This is a genomic window from Arthrobacter sp. G119Y2, from assembly GCF_038069765.1.
Lineage (GTDB): Bacteria > Actinomycetota > Actinomycetes > Actinomycetales > Micrococcaceae > Arthrobacter_B.
Genome location: NZ_JBBPFS010000007.1, coordinates 43,435 through 60,172, shown reverse-complemented (window position 1 = coordinate 60,172; position 16,738 = coordinate 43,435). Strand labels below are relative to the sequence as shown.

Sequence of the window (16,738 nt, the reverse complement as noted above, 5' to 3'; positions counted from 1 at the left end):
GTCTCCCGCCGTAATCCTTACTTCAGGAGCCTGGACAGCCTCCGGTCCGCAAGGAGTTTCCCGCCCGTCTGGCAGGTGGGACAGTACTGCAGCGATGAATCGGCGAAGGAGACTTCACGGACCGTGTCCCCGCAGACGGGGCAGGGCTCTCCCGTGCGGGCATGAACCCGCATGGCCCGCCGCTTGGAGTCCTTCAGCTCGGCCGCCGGCCGGCCGGCCGCGTTGGCGTTCGCGGACTCGAGAACGGCCCGCAGCGCCTGGTAGAGCCGCGAGACTTCTTCAGGTTTCAGTTTTGCGGCGGTGGCGAACGGCGACAGGTGGGCGGCGTGCAGGATTTCGTCGCTGTAGGCGTTGCCGATCCCGGCAATCACCGACTGGTCCCGCAGCAGGCCCTTAATCTGGCCCCGGTGTGCGGCGACCAGGGCCGCGAAGGTGTCAAAGTCGACGTCGAACGCCTCCGGCCCCAGCCGGGCGATCCCCGGAACATCGGAGGGATCCCGCACCAGATAAACCGCGAGCGCCTTCTTCGTGCCGGCTTCCGTGAGGTCGAACCCCGGTTCATCCCCTGCTTTGTCCGGACCCTCCCGCGGAGCGAACCGCACCCGCAGCGCCATCCGCCCTTTGCCGGGGCGCAGCCGCCCCGGTTTCAGCGCTTCGGACCACCGCAGCCAGCCTGCCTTGGCCAGATGCATCACCAGGTGCACCCCGCCGGCACTGAGGACAATGAACTTGCCGCGGCGTTCGACGGCGGACACCGGCGCGGACTGCAGCGCATCCAGCGGCACGTCCGCGGTCTTCAGGACAGCGAAGGACAACACCTCCACCTCGGAGATGACAGCCGGCGGAGCGCCGGACGGTAGGAGCTTTTCCCGCAGGAAGTCGACGAGACCCTGCACTTCGGGCATCTCTGGCATGGACCTACCCTAACGGTTGGCCGGAGTTCGGTCAGTCCCCGGATTCAGTCCCCCGGGTCAGTCCCCGGAATGTGACTGCAGGAACGAATACACCTCGGTCTCATCCACCCCGGGGAACGCCCCCGGCGGCAGGGCTGCCAGCAGGTGCGAGTGCGCCCGGGCGCTGGGCCAGGCGAATCCGGACCATTCCGAAGCCAGCTCGCCGGGAGGCGTGCGGCAGCAGTCCGGGTCCGGGCAGCGGGACTTGGATCGGGCAGTGGTGTCACGCCCGCGGAACCACTTCACATGGGCGTACGGCACGCCGATGCTGAGCGAAAACAGGCCGCCGGAACTCCGCTCAGTGCGGGCGGTGCACCAATAGGTGCCGGCCGGAGTGTCCGTGTACTGGTTGAAGGCGCTGAACTTGTCCGGCACCGCAAACACTTCCCGCGACGTCCAGTACCGGCAGATCGGCTGGCCCTCAATGGCGCCGGTGTGGTCGGCCGGAAACGTCACGCCGTCGTTCTCATAGGCCTTGTAGACAATGCCGGACTCGTGGACCTTCTGGAAATGGGTGGGGATGCCCAGATGGCGGGTGGCCAGATTGGTAAACCGGTGGGCGGCCGTCTCGTAGGACACCGCAAAGGCGTCGCGGATGTCCTCCACCGCAATCTCCTTGGCTGCCTTGGCCCGCTGCAGGAACTCGACGGTGGCGTTCTGCGGCAGCAGCAGCGCTGCGGCAAAGTAGTTGGTCGCCACCCGCTGGCTCAGGAACTCCCCGTAGCTGCGCGGCGTCTGATGGCCCAAAACATAGTGGCCCAGCGCCTGCAGCAGCACCGACCGCGGATCGTGGTCCGAGCGCTGGGACTGGGTGAGGTAGATCCGCCGGTTCTTCAGGTCGGTCACGGACCGCGTGGAGTGCGGCAGGTCGGCAACATGATGCAGGGCAAAGCCCAGGTGGGCCGCGATATCGGCGATCACGTGCTGCGAGAGGGGCCCGGAGGTATGGCCCACGGAGTCCAGCACCTGCTGCGCGGCCTCCTCGTATTCCGGAAAGTAATTGTCGCGTTCGCGCATCATTTTCCGCAGTTCACCGTTGGCCCTGCGGGCCTCTTCGGGGGTGGCCACCTGCTCGTTCAGCCGGCGCTCCAGCTCCGACTGCAGCCCCACCAGGGATTCGAGCACGTCAGTGGGCAGCCGGGAGCTGATCCGAACCGTGGGCAGCCCAAGGGACGCGTACAGCGGTCCGCGCTGGGCCCGCTCGAGCTCGATCTCCAGCGCTGCACGCCGGCTGGGCGGCTCCGACCCCAGCAGCTGGTCGATGCTCACGTCCAGCGCGGCGGCCAGCGACTGCATCATGCCCAGCTTGGGCTCACGCTTGCCGTTTTCGATCAGTGACAACTGGGAGGCCACCGTGCCCACCGCGGCACCGAGATCATCCAGCGTCATTCCCTTGGTTTTGCGCAGGTGCCGGATGCGGCGGCCCATGCTGATCACGTCCACGGTCCGCTCGACGTCGGAGCCCGGGACGGGTTTTCGGGGTGCCGGAGCGGGCCGGTGCCATGTTGTGTCAGTCACATTTTTAGATTATGCGAAGAAGTGCGTTTCTTGCCAGAGGAAACCTCTGGAAAGGGGGTTGTTCTTGCCGCAGTGTTGGTTTCACAGCAAGAACCGCCCCGGTAAAACGGCAGGCGGTTGCAGGAAAACCCTTCAAGGAGACGTTCGAATGACCCAGGACCAGAACACCGCCCCCACGGCCGAGCAGCTCGCTTCCGACTGGGCCACCAACCCGCGCTGGGAAGGAATCCAGCGCGACTACACGGCCGACGACGTCGTTCGCCTCCGCGGACGGGTCTCCGAGGAGCACACGCTGGCCCGCCGCGGTGCTGAAAAGCTGTGGGACCAGGTGCGCAACGCCGGCGACGACGGTTACACCAACGCCCTTGGCGCGCTGACCGGAAACCAGGCCGTGCAGCAGGTCAAGGCCGGGCTGAAGGCCATTTACCTCTCCGGCTGGCAGGTGGCAGCCGACGCCAACAACTCCGGCCACACCTACCCTGACCAGTCCCTTTACCCGGCCAACTCGGTTCCCACCGTGGTGCGCCGCATCAACAACGCCCTGATGCGCGCCGACCAGATCGAATTCGCCGAAGGCATCCAGAGCGTTGATGACTACTTGGTGCCGATCGTCGCCGACGCCGAAGCCGGCTTTGGCGGGCCGCTGAATGCCTACGAGCTAATGAAGTCCATGATCCAGGCCGGTGCCGCCGGTGTTCATTGGGAAGACCAGCTCGCGTCGGAGAAAAAGTGCGGCCACCTGGGCGGCAAGGTACTCATCCCCACCGCACAGCACGTCCGCACCCTGAACGCCGCCCGTCTCGCGGCCGACGTCGCCGGCACGCCCACCGTCGTTATTGCCCGCACCGACGCCGAGGCAGCCACGCTGATCACGTCCGACGTCGACGAGCGTGACTCCGAATTCATCCTCCGTGAAGACGGACAGCCCGTCCGCACCGCGGAAGGCTTCTACAAGGTCCGCAACGGCATTGAACCCTGCATCGCCCGGGCCAAGGCCTACGCACCGTACTCCGACCTCATCTGGATGGAGACCGGCACTCCGGACCTGGAGCTGGCCCGCAAGTTCTCCGAGGCTGTCCGCTCTGAGTTCCCCGACCAGATGCTGGCCTACAACTGCTCGCCGTCGTTCAACTGGAAGAAGCACCTGGACGACGACACCATTGCCAAGTTCCAGCGCGAACTGGGCGCCATGGGCTTCAAGTTCCAGTTCATCACCCTGGCCGGCTTCCATGCCCTGAACTACTCGATGTTCGACCTGGCCCACGGCTACGCCCGCAACGGCATGAGCGCCTATGTGGAACTGCAGGAGAAGGAATTCGCTTCCGAGTCCCGCGGCTACACGGCCACCAAGCACCAGCGCGAGGTCGGCACCGGATACTTCGACGCCATCGCCACCGCGCTGAACCCGAACGGCAGCACCCTGGCGCTGGCCGGTTCCACCGAATCCGCCCAGTTCCACTAACACCCCGGCACAACCCATCCCGCGAGATGGCAGAAAGTTCCCGTACCAGCCCTGAGAAGAGCACTTTCTGCCATCTCGGCGGATTCTTAGCAGCAGCACCATCCCCCAGCCTCGAAAGACCCCGAAGGAGAACGCCATGAACGACCCCATCACCCTGAACGGTATATCCCTCACCGCTTCCGCTGTGCGGCGGCAGGAGGAAATCCTCACCCCGCAGGCGTTGGACTTCGTCAAGGCGCTGCACCGGGCCACGGCCAGCCGCCGGCAGGAACTCCTGCAGCAGCGCCAGGCCCGCCGGACGCAGATCTCCAACGGTGCCGACCCGACGTTCCTGCCCGAAACCCGCAGCATCCGCGAAGACGATTCCTGGCGTGTAGCTCCCACCGCGCCCGGGCTGGAAGACCGCCGTGTGGAAATCACCGGTCCGGTGGACCGCAAGATGACCATCAACGCGCTGAACTCCGGCGCGAAGGTGTGGCTGGCTGACATGGAGGACTCCTCCACGCCGTCGTGGGCCAATGTGATCAACGGCCAGCTGAACCTGCGCGATGCACTGGACCGCCGCATTGACTTCACCTCTCCCGAGGGCAAGGACTACAAGCTGCAGGGCACCTCGCTCACCGACCTGCCCACCATCGTGGTGCGTCCCCGCGGCTGGCACCTGCCGGAAAAGCACATGCTGGTGGACAACACTCCGATTGCCGGCGGCATCGTGGACTTCGGCCTGTACTTCTTCCACAACGCCCAGCGCCTGATCTCACAGGGCCGCGGCCCCTACTTCTACCTGCCGAAGATCGAAAACCACCTCGAGGCCCGGCTGTGGAATGACATCTTTGTCCTGGCCCAGGACCTGCTCGGCATCCCGCAGGGCACCATCCGCGCGACGGTGCTGATCGAAACCATCACCGCCGCTTTCGAGATGGAGGAAATCCTCTACGAACTGCGCGACCACGCCGCCGGACTGAACGCCGGCCGCTGGGACTACATCTTCTCCGTGATCAAGAACTTCCGTACCCGCGGCCCCCGGTTTGTCCTGCCGGACCGGAACCTGGTCACCATGACGGCACCGTTCATGCGCTCCTACACCGAGCAGCTGGTCCGGGCCTGCCACCGGCGCGGCGCCCACGCAATCGGCGGCATGGCCGCCTTCATCCCGAACCGCAAGGACGCAGCAGCCAACGACGTCGCCATGGAGAAGGTGCGCGCCGACAAGACACGGGAAGCGAACGACGGCTTTGACGGGTCCTGGGTGGCCCACCCGGATTTGGTTCCGGTGGCCATGGAGGTGTTCGACGGCGTGCTCGGCGAGAACCCGAACCAGCTCGGGCGCAGCCGGGAAGACGTGGTTCCCAATGCCAAGTCGCTGCTGGACATCGCGGGAACCCCCGGGGTCATCACCGAAACCGGGATCCGCAGCAACATCGAGGTGGGCATCCGCTACATCGAGTCCTGGCTGCGCGGCAACGGAGCGGCCGCGATCAACAACCTGATGGAGGATGCCGCCACCGCCGAAATCTCCCGCTCACAGATCTGGCAGTGGATCCATGCCTCAGCCGTCACCGACGAGGGCGAGATCATCACGCACCAGTGGGTGGAGGAACTCGTGGACGAGGAATTCGAGGCCCTGCAGCGGTTTGACGGCGACCGCTTCGACGACGCCCGGGAGCTCTTCGAGGAAGTGGCCTGCGGCGAGCACTTCCCGACCTTCCTGACGGTGCCGGCCTACGCACGGTTCCTGCATGAAGCGCAGGAGCTCGCTGCGGTCTAGCGGCGGCAGCTGCGCTCCGGTTAGCGCAGCGAGGACAACGCAGCAAAGAAATACCAGCACAGAAATACCAGCAGGGTCCGGAGCCGGGTGCGGCTCCGGACCCTGCTGCTGTCCGGGACCTATTGAAGTTTCCGACGCCCTGTTGAAGTTACCGGAGCCCGCCGTCGCCACCCCCGCAGGGCCCGCCGTGACCCCGCGAACGGCAGCCCCTCCCGCACCGGCGTACCATGGATAGGCCCCTAGTTTGGGCGTACCTCCCCAATCCCAAGGTGTGTTTGCTTCAATGTCCTCCTTTACCCAGGCCTTGGCCCGTGGTCTGAATATCCGGCATATCCGGTTCATGGCGCTTGGTTCCGCGATCGGCACCGGCCTCTTTTACGGTTCCGCGTCAGCGATCCAGTCGGCCGGCCCGGCCGTCCTGCTGGCCTACATCATCGGCGGCGCAGCCGTGTTCCTGGTCATGCGGGCACTCGGCGAAATGGCTGTCCGGCATCCGGTGTCAGGGTCCTTCGGCCAGTACGCCAGCCGTTACCTCGGCCCGTTCGCAGGCTTCATCACCGGCTGGACCTTCGCCTTTGAAATGGCCATTGTGGCCATCGCCGACGTCACCGCACTGGGAATCTACATGGGCTTCTGGTTCCCCGACGTCCCGCGCTGGATCTGGATCCTTGCCGCGGTCCTGCTGATCTCGGCGCTGAACCTGATGCGGGTGAAGGTTTTCGGAGAGACGGAATTCTGGCTCTCCATCATCAAGGTCACGGCCATCCTGGCGATGATCGTCGGCGGCGCGGCCATCGTGGTGTTCGGCTTCGGACTGCCGGACACGGCAAACCCCGGGCTGGAGACCATGCTCGGTTCCGGCGGCTTCTTCGCCAACGGATTCTGGGGCCTGCTGGCGTCCTTCGCCATCGTGATGTTCGCCTTCGGCGGCATCGAAACGGTCGGCATCACCGCCGGCGAGGCGGACAACCCCAAAAAGGCCATCCCCGCCGCGGTCAACACCGTGCCGGTGCGCATCCTGCTCTTCTACGTCTGCGCCCTGGCCGTGCTGATGATGATCTTCCCGTGGCAGGACATCGACGGCGCCACCAGCCCGTTTGTGCAGATTTTCGATTCCCTGGGCATCCCCGCGGCAGCGCATATCCTCAATGCCGTGGTGATCACCGCGGCACTCTCCGCCATCAACGCCGATATTTTCGGTGCCGGCCGCATGCTGTACGGACTGGCCAGGCAGGGCCAGGCACCGGCGTCGTTCGCCAAAATTTCCCGGCACGGCGTGCCGTGGATGACGGTGGCCACCATGGCCGCGGTGCTGCTCGCCGGCGTGGTCCTCAACGCCCTACTGCCCGAGGACCTGTTCAAGATCATCGCCTCGATCGCCACCTTCGCAACCGTGTGGGTGTGGCTGATGATCCTGCTTTCGCACATCGCCATGAAGCGCGAGATGAAGCGCCGGGGGCTACCGGCGTCGGAGTTCGGCGTGCCGTTCTGGCCGGTCGCGTCCTACGCGGCACTGGCCTTCATGGTGTTTATTGTGGTGCTGCTGGGCGTTATGCCGGATACCCGGGTGGCCCTGATTGTGGGCGTCGTCTGGATCGGGCTGCTCTTTGTCGCCTACCGGCTGTGGGTGCGCGGTGACGGCCGGATGCGCGCCGAGCTGGTCGACGAGACGGGCATCGAGTGGGTCAACGCCGAAGATGCTCCGCGCAGCAGCGGGAATGCCGGAGTGGTTTCCTAGGTTGCACCCGGCATGAAGGTTGAAATCTGGTCTGACATTGCCTGCCCCTGGTGCTACATCGGAAAGCGCCGTTTCGAAGCCGCACTCGCCGGTTTTGAGCACCGTGACGACGTGGAGGTCTCGTGGCGCAGCTACCAGCTGGACCCGTCCCTGCCCGAGCATTACGACGGCACCGAGGTGCAGTACCTGAGCGAGCGCAAGGGTATCGAACCGGTGCAGCTGGCCGGCATGCTGGAACAGGTCACGGCCCAGGCGGCGGGAGTCGGCCTGAACTATGACTTCGATTCCCTGGTGGTGGCGAACAGCTTCTCCGCGCACCGGCTGATCCATCTGGCCCGCACCGAAGCAGGCCCCGCGGCGGCCGACGCCGTCAAGGAAGCGCTGCTGTCGGCCCACTTTGAGCAGGGCCGCGACATCGGCAGCCCGGAAGTCCTCGCCGAGATCGGCGCCCGTGCCGGAGTGGCTCCGGCCCGGGTGCAGGCAATGCTGGCCGGCGGCGAGTTCACGGAAGAGGTCAACGCGGACATTGCTGAAGCCGGGCAGCTCGGCGTCAGCGGGGTGCCGTTCTTCGTGATCGACCGCAAGTACGGCATCTCCGGCGCCCAGCCCCCGGAACTGTTCACCCAGGCGCTGGAAACTGCCTGGGAGGAATCGCGTCCGCTGCAGATGGTCACGCCTCCGGCTTCAGGATCGGCAGACGGCCCCGCCTGCGGACCGGACGGCTGCTAGCAGCCAGCTTTCGAACCTACCCGGCTGCCGCGGCCAGCTCCCGCTCCACGCCCTCGGGCGAGAGCAGATGTTCGGTCACCATCAGGCTTGCGCCGAGCAGTGCGGCGCGGTCTCCGGCCGCAGAGGCCACCACCTGCAGGCTGGAGGTGGCCAGCGGCAGCGAGCGTGAGTAAATCACTTCTTTCACGCCGGCGAGCAGCTGCTCGCCGGCGGCAGCCATTCCCCCGCCGATCACGATCACCGAGGGATTGAGCAGGTTCACGCAGGTGGCCAGCACGTCCCCCACATCGCGTCCGGCCTGGCGCAGCGCACGGATGGCCTGCAGCTCCCCGTGCCGGGCCAGCTCCAGGACATCGTCGCCTGTTTCCGCCGCCAGGCCTGACTCCCGCAGGGCCCGGGCCAGCGCCGGCCCCGAGGCGAGCGCTTCCAGGCAACCGGTGTTGCCGCAGCGGCACACCATGCCGTCGCCCCGCGCCACCCGCACGTGCCCCAGGTCCCCCGCGGTTCCGTTGGCGCCGCGCTGCAGCTGGCCGCTGCTGATCAGGCCGGCACCGACGCCGGTAGCCACCTTGATGAACAGCAGATCGTCGTGGCCCGGCCAGTACGCCGCACGCTCGCCCAGCGCCATAATGTTGACGTCGTTGTCCACCAGCACCGGAACCCGGAGGCTGCGCTGAATGTAGCCGACGACGTCGAACCCGTCCCAGCCGGGCATGATGGGCGGCTTCACCGGACGTCCGCTGAGATGCTCCACGGGTCCGGGCAGCCCGATGCCGACTCCGGCCAAATCCGCTTCCGGGCGGGCGGCAGCGGCGAGCATGTCCCGCCCTGCCGCAACCACCCAGTCCAGAATGGCTTCGGGACCCGCCGACACCGGCATGGCCGCCGCGGACCGGAAAAACTCGGTTCCCACCAGGTTTGTCCCGGCTGCCCGGATATGGGTGGCGCCCACATCCACTGCCAGGACCATCTTCGCGTCGGGATTGAAGGCAACGCGCGACGGCGGCCGGCCGCCGGAGGACACCGCTTCGCCGGCCGGGCCCACCAGTCCCGAGGCAAGAAGCAGGTCCACCCGTGCTGCCACCGTTGACCGCGCCAGTCCGGTTGCTGCCGCAAGCTCGGACCGTGTGCGGGCATGCCCGTCGCGCAGCAGCTGGAACATATCCCCCGCCGGGTTTCCGACCGGCGGAGCCCCGGCGCCGGCAGATCCTCCCCCGGTGATCCCGCTCCTGCCGTTGGCCACGCTCCTGCCGGCGGTTCCGTCCCTGCCGGCGAGTGCGCTGCCGGCAACGGCCGGGGCCTGTGTATATGTCATGACCAACGAATAGCACGCCCCCATATGAAAGTCATCCGGCAGAAGTTTAACGAGTGGTTCAACTTTTGCTTGACTGTCGGCATAAGTCTCCCTAGGTTGAAGGTGTTGCACGTCACATTGATGGCGTGCGGCCAGGTTCCGCCCGGCACCGTTGCCGCGAAAGACACCTTTGCATCAGCAGTCGATTCACCAGATCAGGCCAGCACTTTTCCGAGGAGCGCAGAGTGAGACTTTCCCTTCAGCTGTACACCGTCCGCCGAGAACTGGAGGCGGACTTCCCCGGAACGCTCAAGGCGTTGGCCGCTGTAGGTTTTCAGCAGGTGGAACCGTACAACTTCCACGAAAACCCCAAAGAGCTCGCCGCGGCCCTGGACGAGAACGGGTTGAGCGCCCCCTCTGGCCACGCCCCGCTGCTCCGCAGCGACCAGGACGCCATCTTCGCCGCGGCCAAGATGCTCGGAATCGGCACCGTGATTGACCCGCATGTCCCCGAGGACCGGTGGAAAACCGAGGAGGACATAGCCGCCACCGCTGCGGCCCTCAACGACGCCGCCGCCAAGGGTGCCGGCTACGGGGTGAAGGTGGGTTACCACAACCACTGGTGGGAACTCGAAACCCTTCCGGACGGCCGCACCGGATTGGAGGTCCTCGCCGCGCACCTGGACCCCGAAGTGGTTTTGGAAGTGGACACCTACTGGGCCGCAGTGGGCGGGCAGGACGCCGCAGCCCTGCTGGCCCGCCTCGGCGACCGGGTCCGGTTTATCCACATCAAGGACGGCCCGGTAACGTCCGACCCCGCGGCGCAGCTGCCGGTGGGCGACGGCGTCATGCCCGTCTGGGACGTTATAGCCGCAGCAGCGGCACTGGAGACCGGCGTCGTCGAACTCGATGACTACGCCGGAAACATGATGGACGCCGTTCAGGCGAGCTTCAACTACCTCACCGCGGGAAGGCCGGCAGCATGAGCAAGCAGGGACCTGTCGGCGTCGGAATCATCGGCGCCGGAGTCATCAGCAAGGAATACCTCACGAACCTCACGTCCTTCCCCGATGTGAAGGTGCACATCGTGGCGGACCTGTTCGAGGAGGTGGCCGCCGCACGTGCGGCGGAGTTTGGCATCGCCGAGTCCGGCGGCGTCGACGCCGCCCTGAACCACCCCGACGTCGAGATCATCGTCAACCTCACCATTCCCGCAGCGCATGTGGAAATCGCCACCGCCGCGGTCAATGCCGGCAAGCATGTCTGGAGCGAAAAACCGTTCTCGCTGGACCGCGAATCCGGGCTCGGGCTGCTGAAGACCGCAGATGCCGCCGGGCTGCGGCTGGGCTGCGCTCCGGACACGTTCCTGGGGTCGGGCCTGCAGACCGCGCGCCGCATGATCGAACGCGGCGACATCGGAACTCCGTTGACCGCCCTCACGCTGATGCAGTCCCCGGGGCCCGAATCGTGGCACCCGAACCCCGCCTTCCTCTTCCAGGAGGGTGCCGGTCCGCTCTTCGACATTGGCCCCTACTACCTCACTGCCCTGGTGCAGACCTTCGGTTCCATCCGCAAGGTCGGAGCCTTTGGATCCCGCGCCAAGGAAGTCCGCACCATCGGCTCCGGCCCGCGCGCCGGCGAGGAATTCGCCGTCACGGTACCCACCCACGTCAGTGCGATTGCACAGTTTGAGGGGGGCGCCTCCTCGCAGAGCATCTTCAGCTTTGAGTCGCCCTACCCGCGGCCGGGCTTTGTCGAGATCACGGGCAGCGAGGCCACCATCGCGTTTCCGGACCCCAACATGTTCGACGGCGATATCCGCATCTGTGCCACGGGCTCGACCGATTGGACGACCATCCCCGCGCCGTCAGTTCCCGGCACGCGCGGCACGGGAGTGCTGGACATGGCGCGGGCCATCCGCGAAGGGCGCCCGCACCGGGCGCAGGGCGAGCTGGCCTACCACGTGCTGGACGCCATGGCCGCAATCTCGGAGTCAGTGGAAACCGGAAGCTTCGTGACGGTGGAGAGCTCCGCCGCCCGGGTACCGGCCCTGCCCGAGGACTGGGATCCGACGGCCCTGACGCTCGCCTGAGCCGGGCCTGATTCCGGGCTGCCGGCCGCCTTCCGGCTGGCAGCACGGCAGCCCGGAATCACGCAGCCCGGCAGCGCCGCAGCCTTCCACCAAACCAGACCCGCTTCTTCCAACCAGTTCAAGGGATGTCCCGCATGCCTCTCCCCTCCTCCGACCGCCCGCTGGGGGTCGCCGTCATCGGCTATGCCTTTATGGGCAAGGCGCACTCACAGGCGTGGCGTAACGCGCGGGCGCTTTTTGACACTCCGGCCTACGAACAGAAGCTGCTGGTCGGCAGGGATGCGGAACAGGCTGCGGCGGCCGCGGAGCGGTACGGGTGGCAGGAATCCACCACCAACTGGCGGGACGTGCTCACCCGGGATGACATCGACGTCGTCGACATCTGCTCCCCCGGCTACCTGCATGCCGAAATGGCGATCGCTGCCCTGGACGCCGGCAAGCATGTCCTGGTGGAGAAGCCGCTGGCCAACACCGTGGCCGAGGCGGAAGCCATGGCCGACGCCGCACGCCGCGCCGCAGAACGCGGCATCACCTCCATGGTGGGGTTCAACTACCGGAGGGTTCCGGCACTGGCCCTGGCCCGGGAACTCATCGCCGAAGGGCGGCTCGGCTCCATCCGCTCCGTCCGCAGCGCCTATCTGCAGGACTGGCTCGCCGACGCCGAATCGCCCATGACCTGGCGGCTGGACAAGGAGCGCGCCGGCTCGGGGGCGCTCGGGGACATCGCCTCGCATCTGGTGGACCAGATCCGCTTCCTGCTTCAGGACCGCATCATCGGCGTGTCCGGACGGCTGCACACCTACGTCACCGAACGGCCCGAAGCCGAGGCTGCGGGAGCCGCGGCGGGGGAACCGGCAAGGACGCTGCCGGTAACTGTTGACGACGCAGCCTGGGCCACCCTGGATCTGGCCGGCGGAGCCGTGGCCAGCGTGGAGGTTTCCCGAATGGCCCTGGGCCGCAAGAATTCCCTTCAGATCGAGGTGTTCGGGGATCTGGGCAGCCTGTCCTTTGACCTGGAGAACCTCAACGAACTGCAGTTCTTCGACGGAACCCTGCCCGTCCGCCGTCAGGGTTTCACCCGGATTCTCGCCACCGAACCGGAACACCCCTACCTGTCGTCCTGGTGGCCGCAGGGGCACGTCCTGGGCTGGGAACACAGCTTTGTGCATGAGGTTGCCGATTTCCTGGCCTGCATCAGGTACGGACGGACACCGTCACCCTCGTTTGAGGACGGCCTGGCTGTGCAGCGCGTGCTCGCGGCTGTGGAAGAAAGTGCTGCCGCCCGGAGCGTTCTGGTTCCCGTCGACGACGTTTAGGGCTGCACCAGAAGGCGCCGTGTCCGGAGCTCATCCGGATCCGCACACCGGCGGGCACCCCGGCCCGCGGCAGGTCAGCCCGGCACCGGCAGGCACCCCGGCCCGCGGCAGGTCAGCCTGCGGGTGCCGGGGCTGGCGGCGGCGTTTCAGTCATCCAGGGGCAGCTCATCGGGCCGGTGGCGGTGGCCGCAACATTCTCCGGCGGCACCAGGGTGGTGTAGCCGGAGCCCAGGACAACGTCTACGGCGGAGCCCTCCCGGTCGTCCTGGACGTACTGGGTTCCGGGGATCTGCTGCTGCAGCGTGAACGCCGCTGCTTCGCCCTCCGGGCCGGAGATGATGATGGCGCTCATGCCTGCGCGGTTGACCGTGCTGTTGCCGACGGTTCCGCGGACAAACCCGCGCTCGGTTAGCGCATCGGACACCTGGGTGGCCAGGCCCGGCGTCGGCGTCGTATTGAAGACGTTCACGGTCACGGTGTCCGGCGACTGATAGGTGAACGGTCCCGCAGGGCACTCGGCGGACGCCGTCGGTGCCGCCTCCGGCTCGGACAGCACTATCCAACCGCGCAGGACCGCCTGGGCAAAGATTGCCGCGAGCAGCAGAACAAACACCAGGACACCGATGACAATCCGGTGCCGCAGGCGCCGCCGCCGGGCCAGACGCACCCGCTGGGCCTCATCAGCTTCGGGATCAAAAACGGCTCCCAGATCATCTTCAGTGACAATCCGGTGTCCGTGCCACTCGGTGGGGTCGGCTTTCGCCGTCCGGTCCCGGTGCGGCGCCCCGGAGGTCTTGTCAGTCATCGATGACGAGGACGCGTGCATGCAGGATGGTCCGCTGGTGCAGCGCGGTCCGAACGGCGCGGTGCAGTCCGTCTTCCAAATACATGGTGTCCCTCCATAACACGACGTGCGGGAAAAGATCTCCGAAGAAAGTGGAGTCCTCAGCAAGCAGCGCCCCCAGATCGAGGGTGCTCTTGGTGGTTACCAGCTCATCGAGCCGCACCTGCCGGGGAGGTACCGCTGCCCAATCCTTGGGTGTCACGTATCCATGGTCAGGGTAGGGGCGTCCGTCGCCAACAGCTTTGAAGATCACTAATACAGACTAAAGAAGAAGTGCAGGCTTTGAAACAGCGGGGCCCGGCGGGGCGCGCCCATTCGGTGTTACATTACGGCCACAGCGGTCTTTCGGGCCTTAAATACGGCTCTCACCAGTACAAACACGTCCGGCGCCCGGCCGGGCGGTTTTCGCCGCACACCGGCCGCAGTGGAATACTGGGACGGTGACAACTCCTCGCTTTGGCCTGCTGCTCGACGTCGACGGCCCCGTGGCCAGTCCGGTTTCCCGGACGGTTCCGCCGGGCATTATCGCCCGCCTCGTGCAGCTGGCGGCGGCGGGCTGGCCCGTCATTTTCAACACCGGCCGCTCCGATGACTTCATCCGCAAACAGGTAATGGAACCGATGATCGCCGCCGGTCTGTCTGCCAGCACCACCCTGCATGCCATCTGCGAGAAGGGCGCCGTGTGGTTCTCCTTCACCGGGGCCGGTCCCACCGAACCGCAGGTCGATGCGGCCCTCGCCCTACCCGAAACCTATGCCGACGCCGTCCGCCAGCTCGTGGCGTCCAAGTACCGCGGCCACATGTTCTACGACGAGACCAAGCGCGCCATGGTGTCGGTGGAGCAGCACGTGGACGTAGCCAACGCGGACTACCTCCGGGAGCAGCAGGAATTCGACACTGACGCCCTGGCCCTGATGCGGAAGTTCGATCTGGGCGTCTGCCGGCTGGATCATCACGCACCGGACAGTGACGACTCCATCGATTACCGGATCGATCCCACGATCATCTCCACCGACATTGAGGCACTGGGGGTGGGCAAGGACCTCGGCGCCCGCCGCGCCCTTGCCCTGCTCGCGGATGCCGGCACCGAGGTCCCGCACGTCTGGCGGACCGTCGGGGATTCCCGCACGGACTACGCCATGGCCGATGAGCTGCACGCACTCGGGTACGACGTTGCGCACGTGGACGTGCGCCCAGCCGACGGCGTCCCGGCCAAGCCCTATCCTGTGCTGACTGCAGGCGACCGGATCCATGAAGACGCCGGCGGAGCCTTTTTTGAGCGCTGGGCGGCCATGGCTGCGGGCCAGGCACCCGACGACGACGGCGTGAGCTAGGCCGCGTTAATCAAGTTGATTCGCGTTCGCCTGGGCGAGCCTTAAGTGGTGACGCGACAGGAGATCTCTGACGACCTGTGGTCTCTGATGAGCCATTGATGCCAGCCCACGTCATTCAGGTCGCGGTCATGGGCTGATCACCGGCTCGTCGGGGTGCAGAAGCAGGCCGGCCCCGCCGGCACGATTGACTGGGTCGATTCGACCATCGCGCGTGTGCATCAGCACGGCGCCACCCTCGCCCGGGACACAGGGGGCTATGCCGAATCGCATAAGCGTGGCCGCGCGACCGCGGACAAGCTCCTCCGCAGTTACCGAACCGCTGTCACCTCGCCGCCAGCTGATCTGGGTCAGCTCAGAATTGATCAACATGTCCTTGCCGCAAACTCGGTTAGGACCGCGGTGATATCTACCCCTGGCCAATGTGCCAGGACGGCAGGAACAGCACATCTGCTGCCCAGCCCTCCTCACTTGTTACTTCCTCACGGACGAGTTCGGTGAGAATGCTGGCCATCACCTTCTCGACGATGACGGACCGCGGCAGCTCGTCAGCAGCGCGCCACCCAGCACCACCTCTGAGGTGGTCCCATTGACCGAGGCGCACGCTCTCAACAACTGCGTGTACCTCGTCGGGGGTCAACCAGATGGGTGCCGAAGCACGCGGGGGCGTCGTTCGCCAGACGTCCAGCTTCGCGCGTGTCGTCTCCGGCTCCCTGAGAAGTGCGCGAACCACCGTGACGCGGGCAGGCACTCCCTGCAGGTAAGTGGCCCACATAGCTTCAACCTGAGGGGAGAAGAACGTCAAAAGTGCGAGTCGAAGTCGTCGCGCCTTGTTCTGGTGCTCCCGCTTCATCCGAGCCACGCGCACGGCGTCGCCGAACCCCTTCAAGTCTTCGTCGAGGGTGGGCAAGGAAACCTCAATGCATACAGGTCTTTCCTCAAGTACCGCCACGACCGCTGCGCTCACGAGATCAGCGAGTTCTGCGTCAGTTGCTAGGGGCGCGAAGCCGAAATCAAGCTGGAACACGATCCGCTCCGGCTCTGGCTCGGGCTGCGAACTGGGATCCTCCAGCGTCGATTGCTCGAGCCGGACAAGGACCGGGGCAAGGGATGAATCGAGGTGTGCTTTGAGCTCCTCAATCAGATCCGGAATCGCTCGAACAGTCTGCAGGGTCTCGCCGGCCACCTGGGACATCGCGGCGCGATTCGGCTCCTCGTTCGTCGAGTACCACTTGGAGATGAGGTATGCGATGGACTCGGATACTGCAGTCAGGTACGCCCGGACATCGTCGGAGGCGGCGTCGACCTCGCGACGGTCATCAGCGGTCATCGCTTCATCCGCTAGCCGCACGACTGCGCCCGCGCCAATGAGGCTCTCGCCCATGATTGGACGCGCGGGGTCCGCCGCTAGCCCAATGTATGTGCGCGTGAGCACACCTTCGACCCATTCTCGGTCCGCAGTAGCAACGGCGGTGAACTCTGCCGAGGGCCGATTCGCGAGGCCCTGCTCTGCCGTTCGCACCAACGATTCGATACTCGCCTGCCCCAACCCCGTCAGGTCGCCAATCGCATCGGCAAGGTCGGAAAGTCGAAAAAGCCGAAGAGCAACCTTCGTCAGCGCGACAGTAGTGTTTGGGGACGACTTACCCGGCAATGCAGATCGCACTCATCTTCTCCTTCTGGGCGGCTCATG

General features: G+C 66.0%; 14 protein-coding genes. 8 read left to right on the top strand and 6 right to left on the bottom strand.

Translation table 11 applies throughout. The features are described from left to right. Positions 1 to 17: 17 nt before the first annotated feature. A complete protein-coding gene (locus WKB88_RS15105; RefSeq protein ID WP_341395378.1) occupies positions 18 to 914 on the bottom strand; it encodes a DNA-formamidopyrimidine glycosylase family protein in 897 nt (298 codons plus the stop codon). Between the two features lie 57 nt (positions 915 to 971). Continuing rightward, entirely contained in the window at positions 972 to 2,471 is a 1,500-nt protein-coding gene (locus WKB88_RS15100) for a helix-turn-helix domain-containing protein (protein WP_341395377.1), read from the bottom strand. A gap of 148 nt (positions 2,472 to 2,619) precedes the next feature. Here WKB88_RS15100 and aceA point away from each other — a divergent pair, with 148 nt between their 5' ends. The 4 genes from aceA to WKB88_RS15080 all read left to right on the top strand — a co-directional run bounded on the left by aceA (position 2,620) and on the right by WKB88_RS15080 (position 8,168). Continuing rightward, positions 2,620 to 3,933: an isocitrate lyase gene (aceA, locus tag WKB88_RS15095; protein ID WP_341395376.1), complete on the top strand. Its 1,314-nt coding sequence runs from the start codon at positions 2,620 to 2,622 to the stop codon at positions 3,931 to 3,933. A gap of 136 nt (positions 3,934 to 4,069) precedes the next feature. Further along, entirely contained in the window at positions 4,070 to 5,701 is a 1,632-nt protein-coding gene (aceB, locus tag WKB88_RS15090; RefSeq protein WP_341395375.1) for a malate synthase A, read from the top strand. Between the two features lie 283 nt (positions 5,702 to 5,984). Beyond that, positions 5,985 to 7,439 (top strand): amino acid permease, encoded by a 1,455-nt coding sequence (locus WKB88_RS15085; RefSeq protein ID WP_341395374.1) that lies wholly within the window; start codon positions 5,985 to 5,987, stop codon positions 7,437 to 7,439. Between the two features lie 12 nt (positions 7,440 to 7,451). Further along, positions 7,452 to 8,168: a DsbA family oxidoreductase gene (locus WKB88_RS15080; protein ID WP_341395373.1), complete on the top strand. Its 717-nt coding sequence runs from the start codon at positions 7,452 to 7,454 to the stop codon at positions 8,166 to 8,168. A gap of 16 nt (positions 8,169 to 8,184) precedes the next feature. Here WKB88_RS15080 and WKB88_RS15075 read toward each other — a convergent pair whose 3' ends face one another. After that, positions 8,185 to 9,483 (bottom strand): ROK family transcriptional regulator, encoded by a 1,299-nt coding sequence (locus tag WKB88_RS15075; RefSeq protein ID WP_341395372.1) that lies wholly within the window; start codon positions 9,481 to 9,483, stop codon positions 8,185 to 8,187. Between the two features lie 224 nt (positions 9,484 to 9,707). Here WKB88_RS15075 and WKB88_RS15070 point away from each other — a divergent pair, with 224 nt between their 5' ends. From WKB88_RS15070 to WKB88_RS15060, 3 genes are all read left to right on the top strand, one after another. Continuing rightward, positions 9,708 to 10,448, top strand: coding sequence for a sugar phosphate isomerase/epimerase family protein (locus WKB88_RS15070; RefSeq protein WP_341395371.1), 741 nt, complete (start codon positions 9,708 to 9,710; stop codon positions 10,446 to 10,448). Then, a complete protein-coding gene (locus WKB88_RS15065; protein WP_341395370.1) occupies positions 10,445 to 11,554 on the top strand; it encodes a Gfo/Idh/MocA family protein in 1,110 nt (369 codons plus the stop codon). Before WKB88_RS15070 ends, WKB88_RS15065 begins: the two co-directional genes overlap by 4 nt. Positions 11,555 to 11,688: 134 nt before the next feature. Continuing rightward, complete coding sequence (locus tag WKB88_RS15060) at positions 11,689 to 12,870, top strand: Gfo/Idh/MocA family protein (protein ID WP_341395369.1); 1,182 nt, start codon at positions 11,689 to 11,691, stop codon at positions 12,868 to 12,870. A gap of 112 nt (positions 12,871 to 12,982) precedes the next feature. Here WKB88_RS15060 and WKB88_RS15055 read toward each other — a convergent pair whose 3' ends face one another. Next, positions 12,983 to 13,675, bottom strand: a complete 693-nt coding sequence (locus WKB88_RS15055; protein ID WP_341395368.1) for a LytR C-terminal domain-containing protein — start codon at positions 13,673 to 13,675, stop codon at positions 12,983 to 12,985. Further along, positions 13,668 to 13,967, bottom strand: a complete 300-nt coding sequence (locus tag WKB88_RS15050; protein WP_152222701.1) for a type II toxin-antitoxin system VapB family antitoxin — start codon at positions 13,965 to 13,967, stop codon at positions 13,668 to 13,670. Before WKB88_RS15050 ends, WKB88_RS15055 begins: the two co-directional genes overlap by 8 nt. Before the next feature lie 187 nt (positions 13,968 to 14,154). Here WKB88_RS15050 and WKB88_RS15045 point away from each other — a divergent pair, with 187 nt between their 5' ends. Beyond that, complete coding sequence (locus WKB88_RS15045; RefSeq protein WP_341395367.1) at positions 14,155 to 15,048, top strand: hypothetical protein; 894 nt, start codon at positions 14,155 to 14,157, stop codon at positions 15,046 to 15,048. Between the two features lie 406 nt (positions 15,049 to 15,454). On the opposite strand, the gene WKB88_RS15040 is transcribed toward WKB88_RS15045, so the two are convergent. Then, positions 15,455 to 16,375, bottom strand: coding sequence for a hypothetical protein (locus tag WKB88_RS15040; protein WP_341395366.1), 921 nt, complete (start codon positions 16,373 to 16,375; stop codon positions 15,455 to 15,457). Between the last annotated feature and the right edge of the window lie 363 nt (positions 16,376 to 16,738).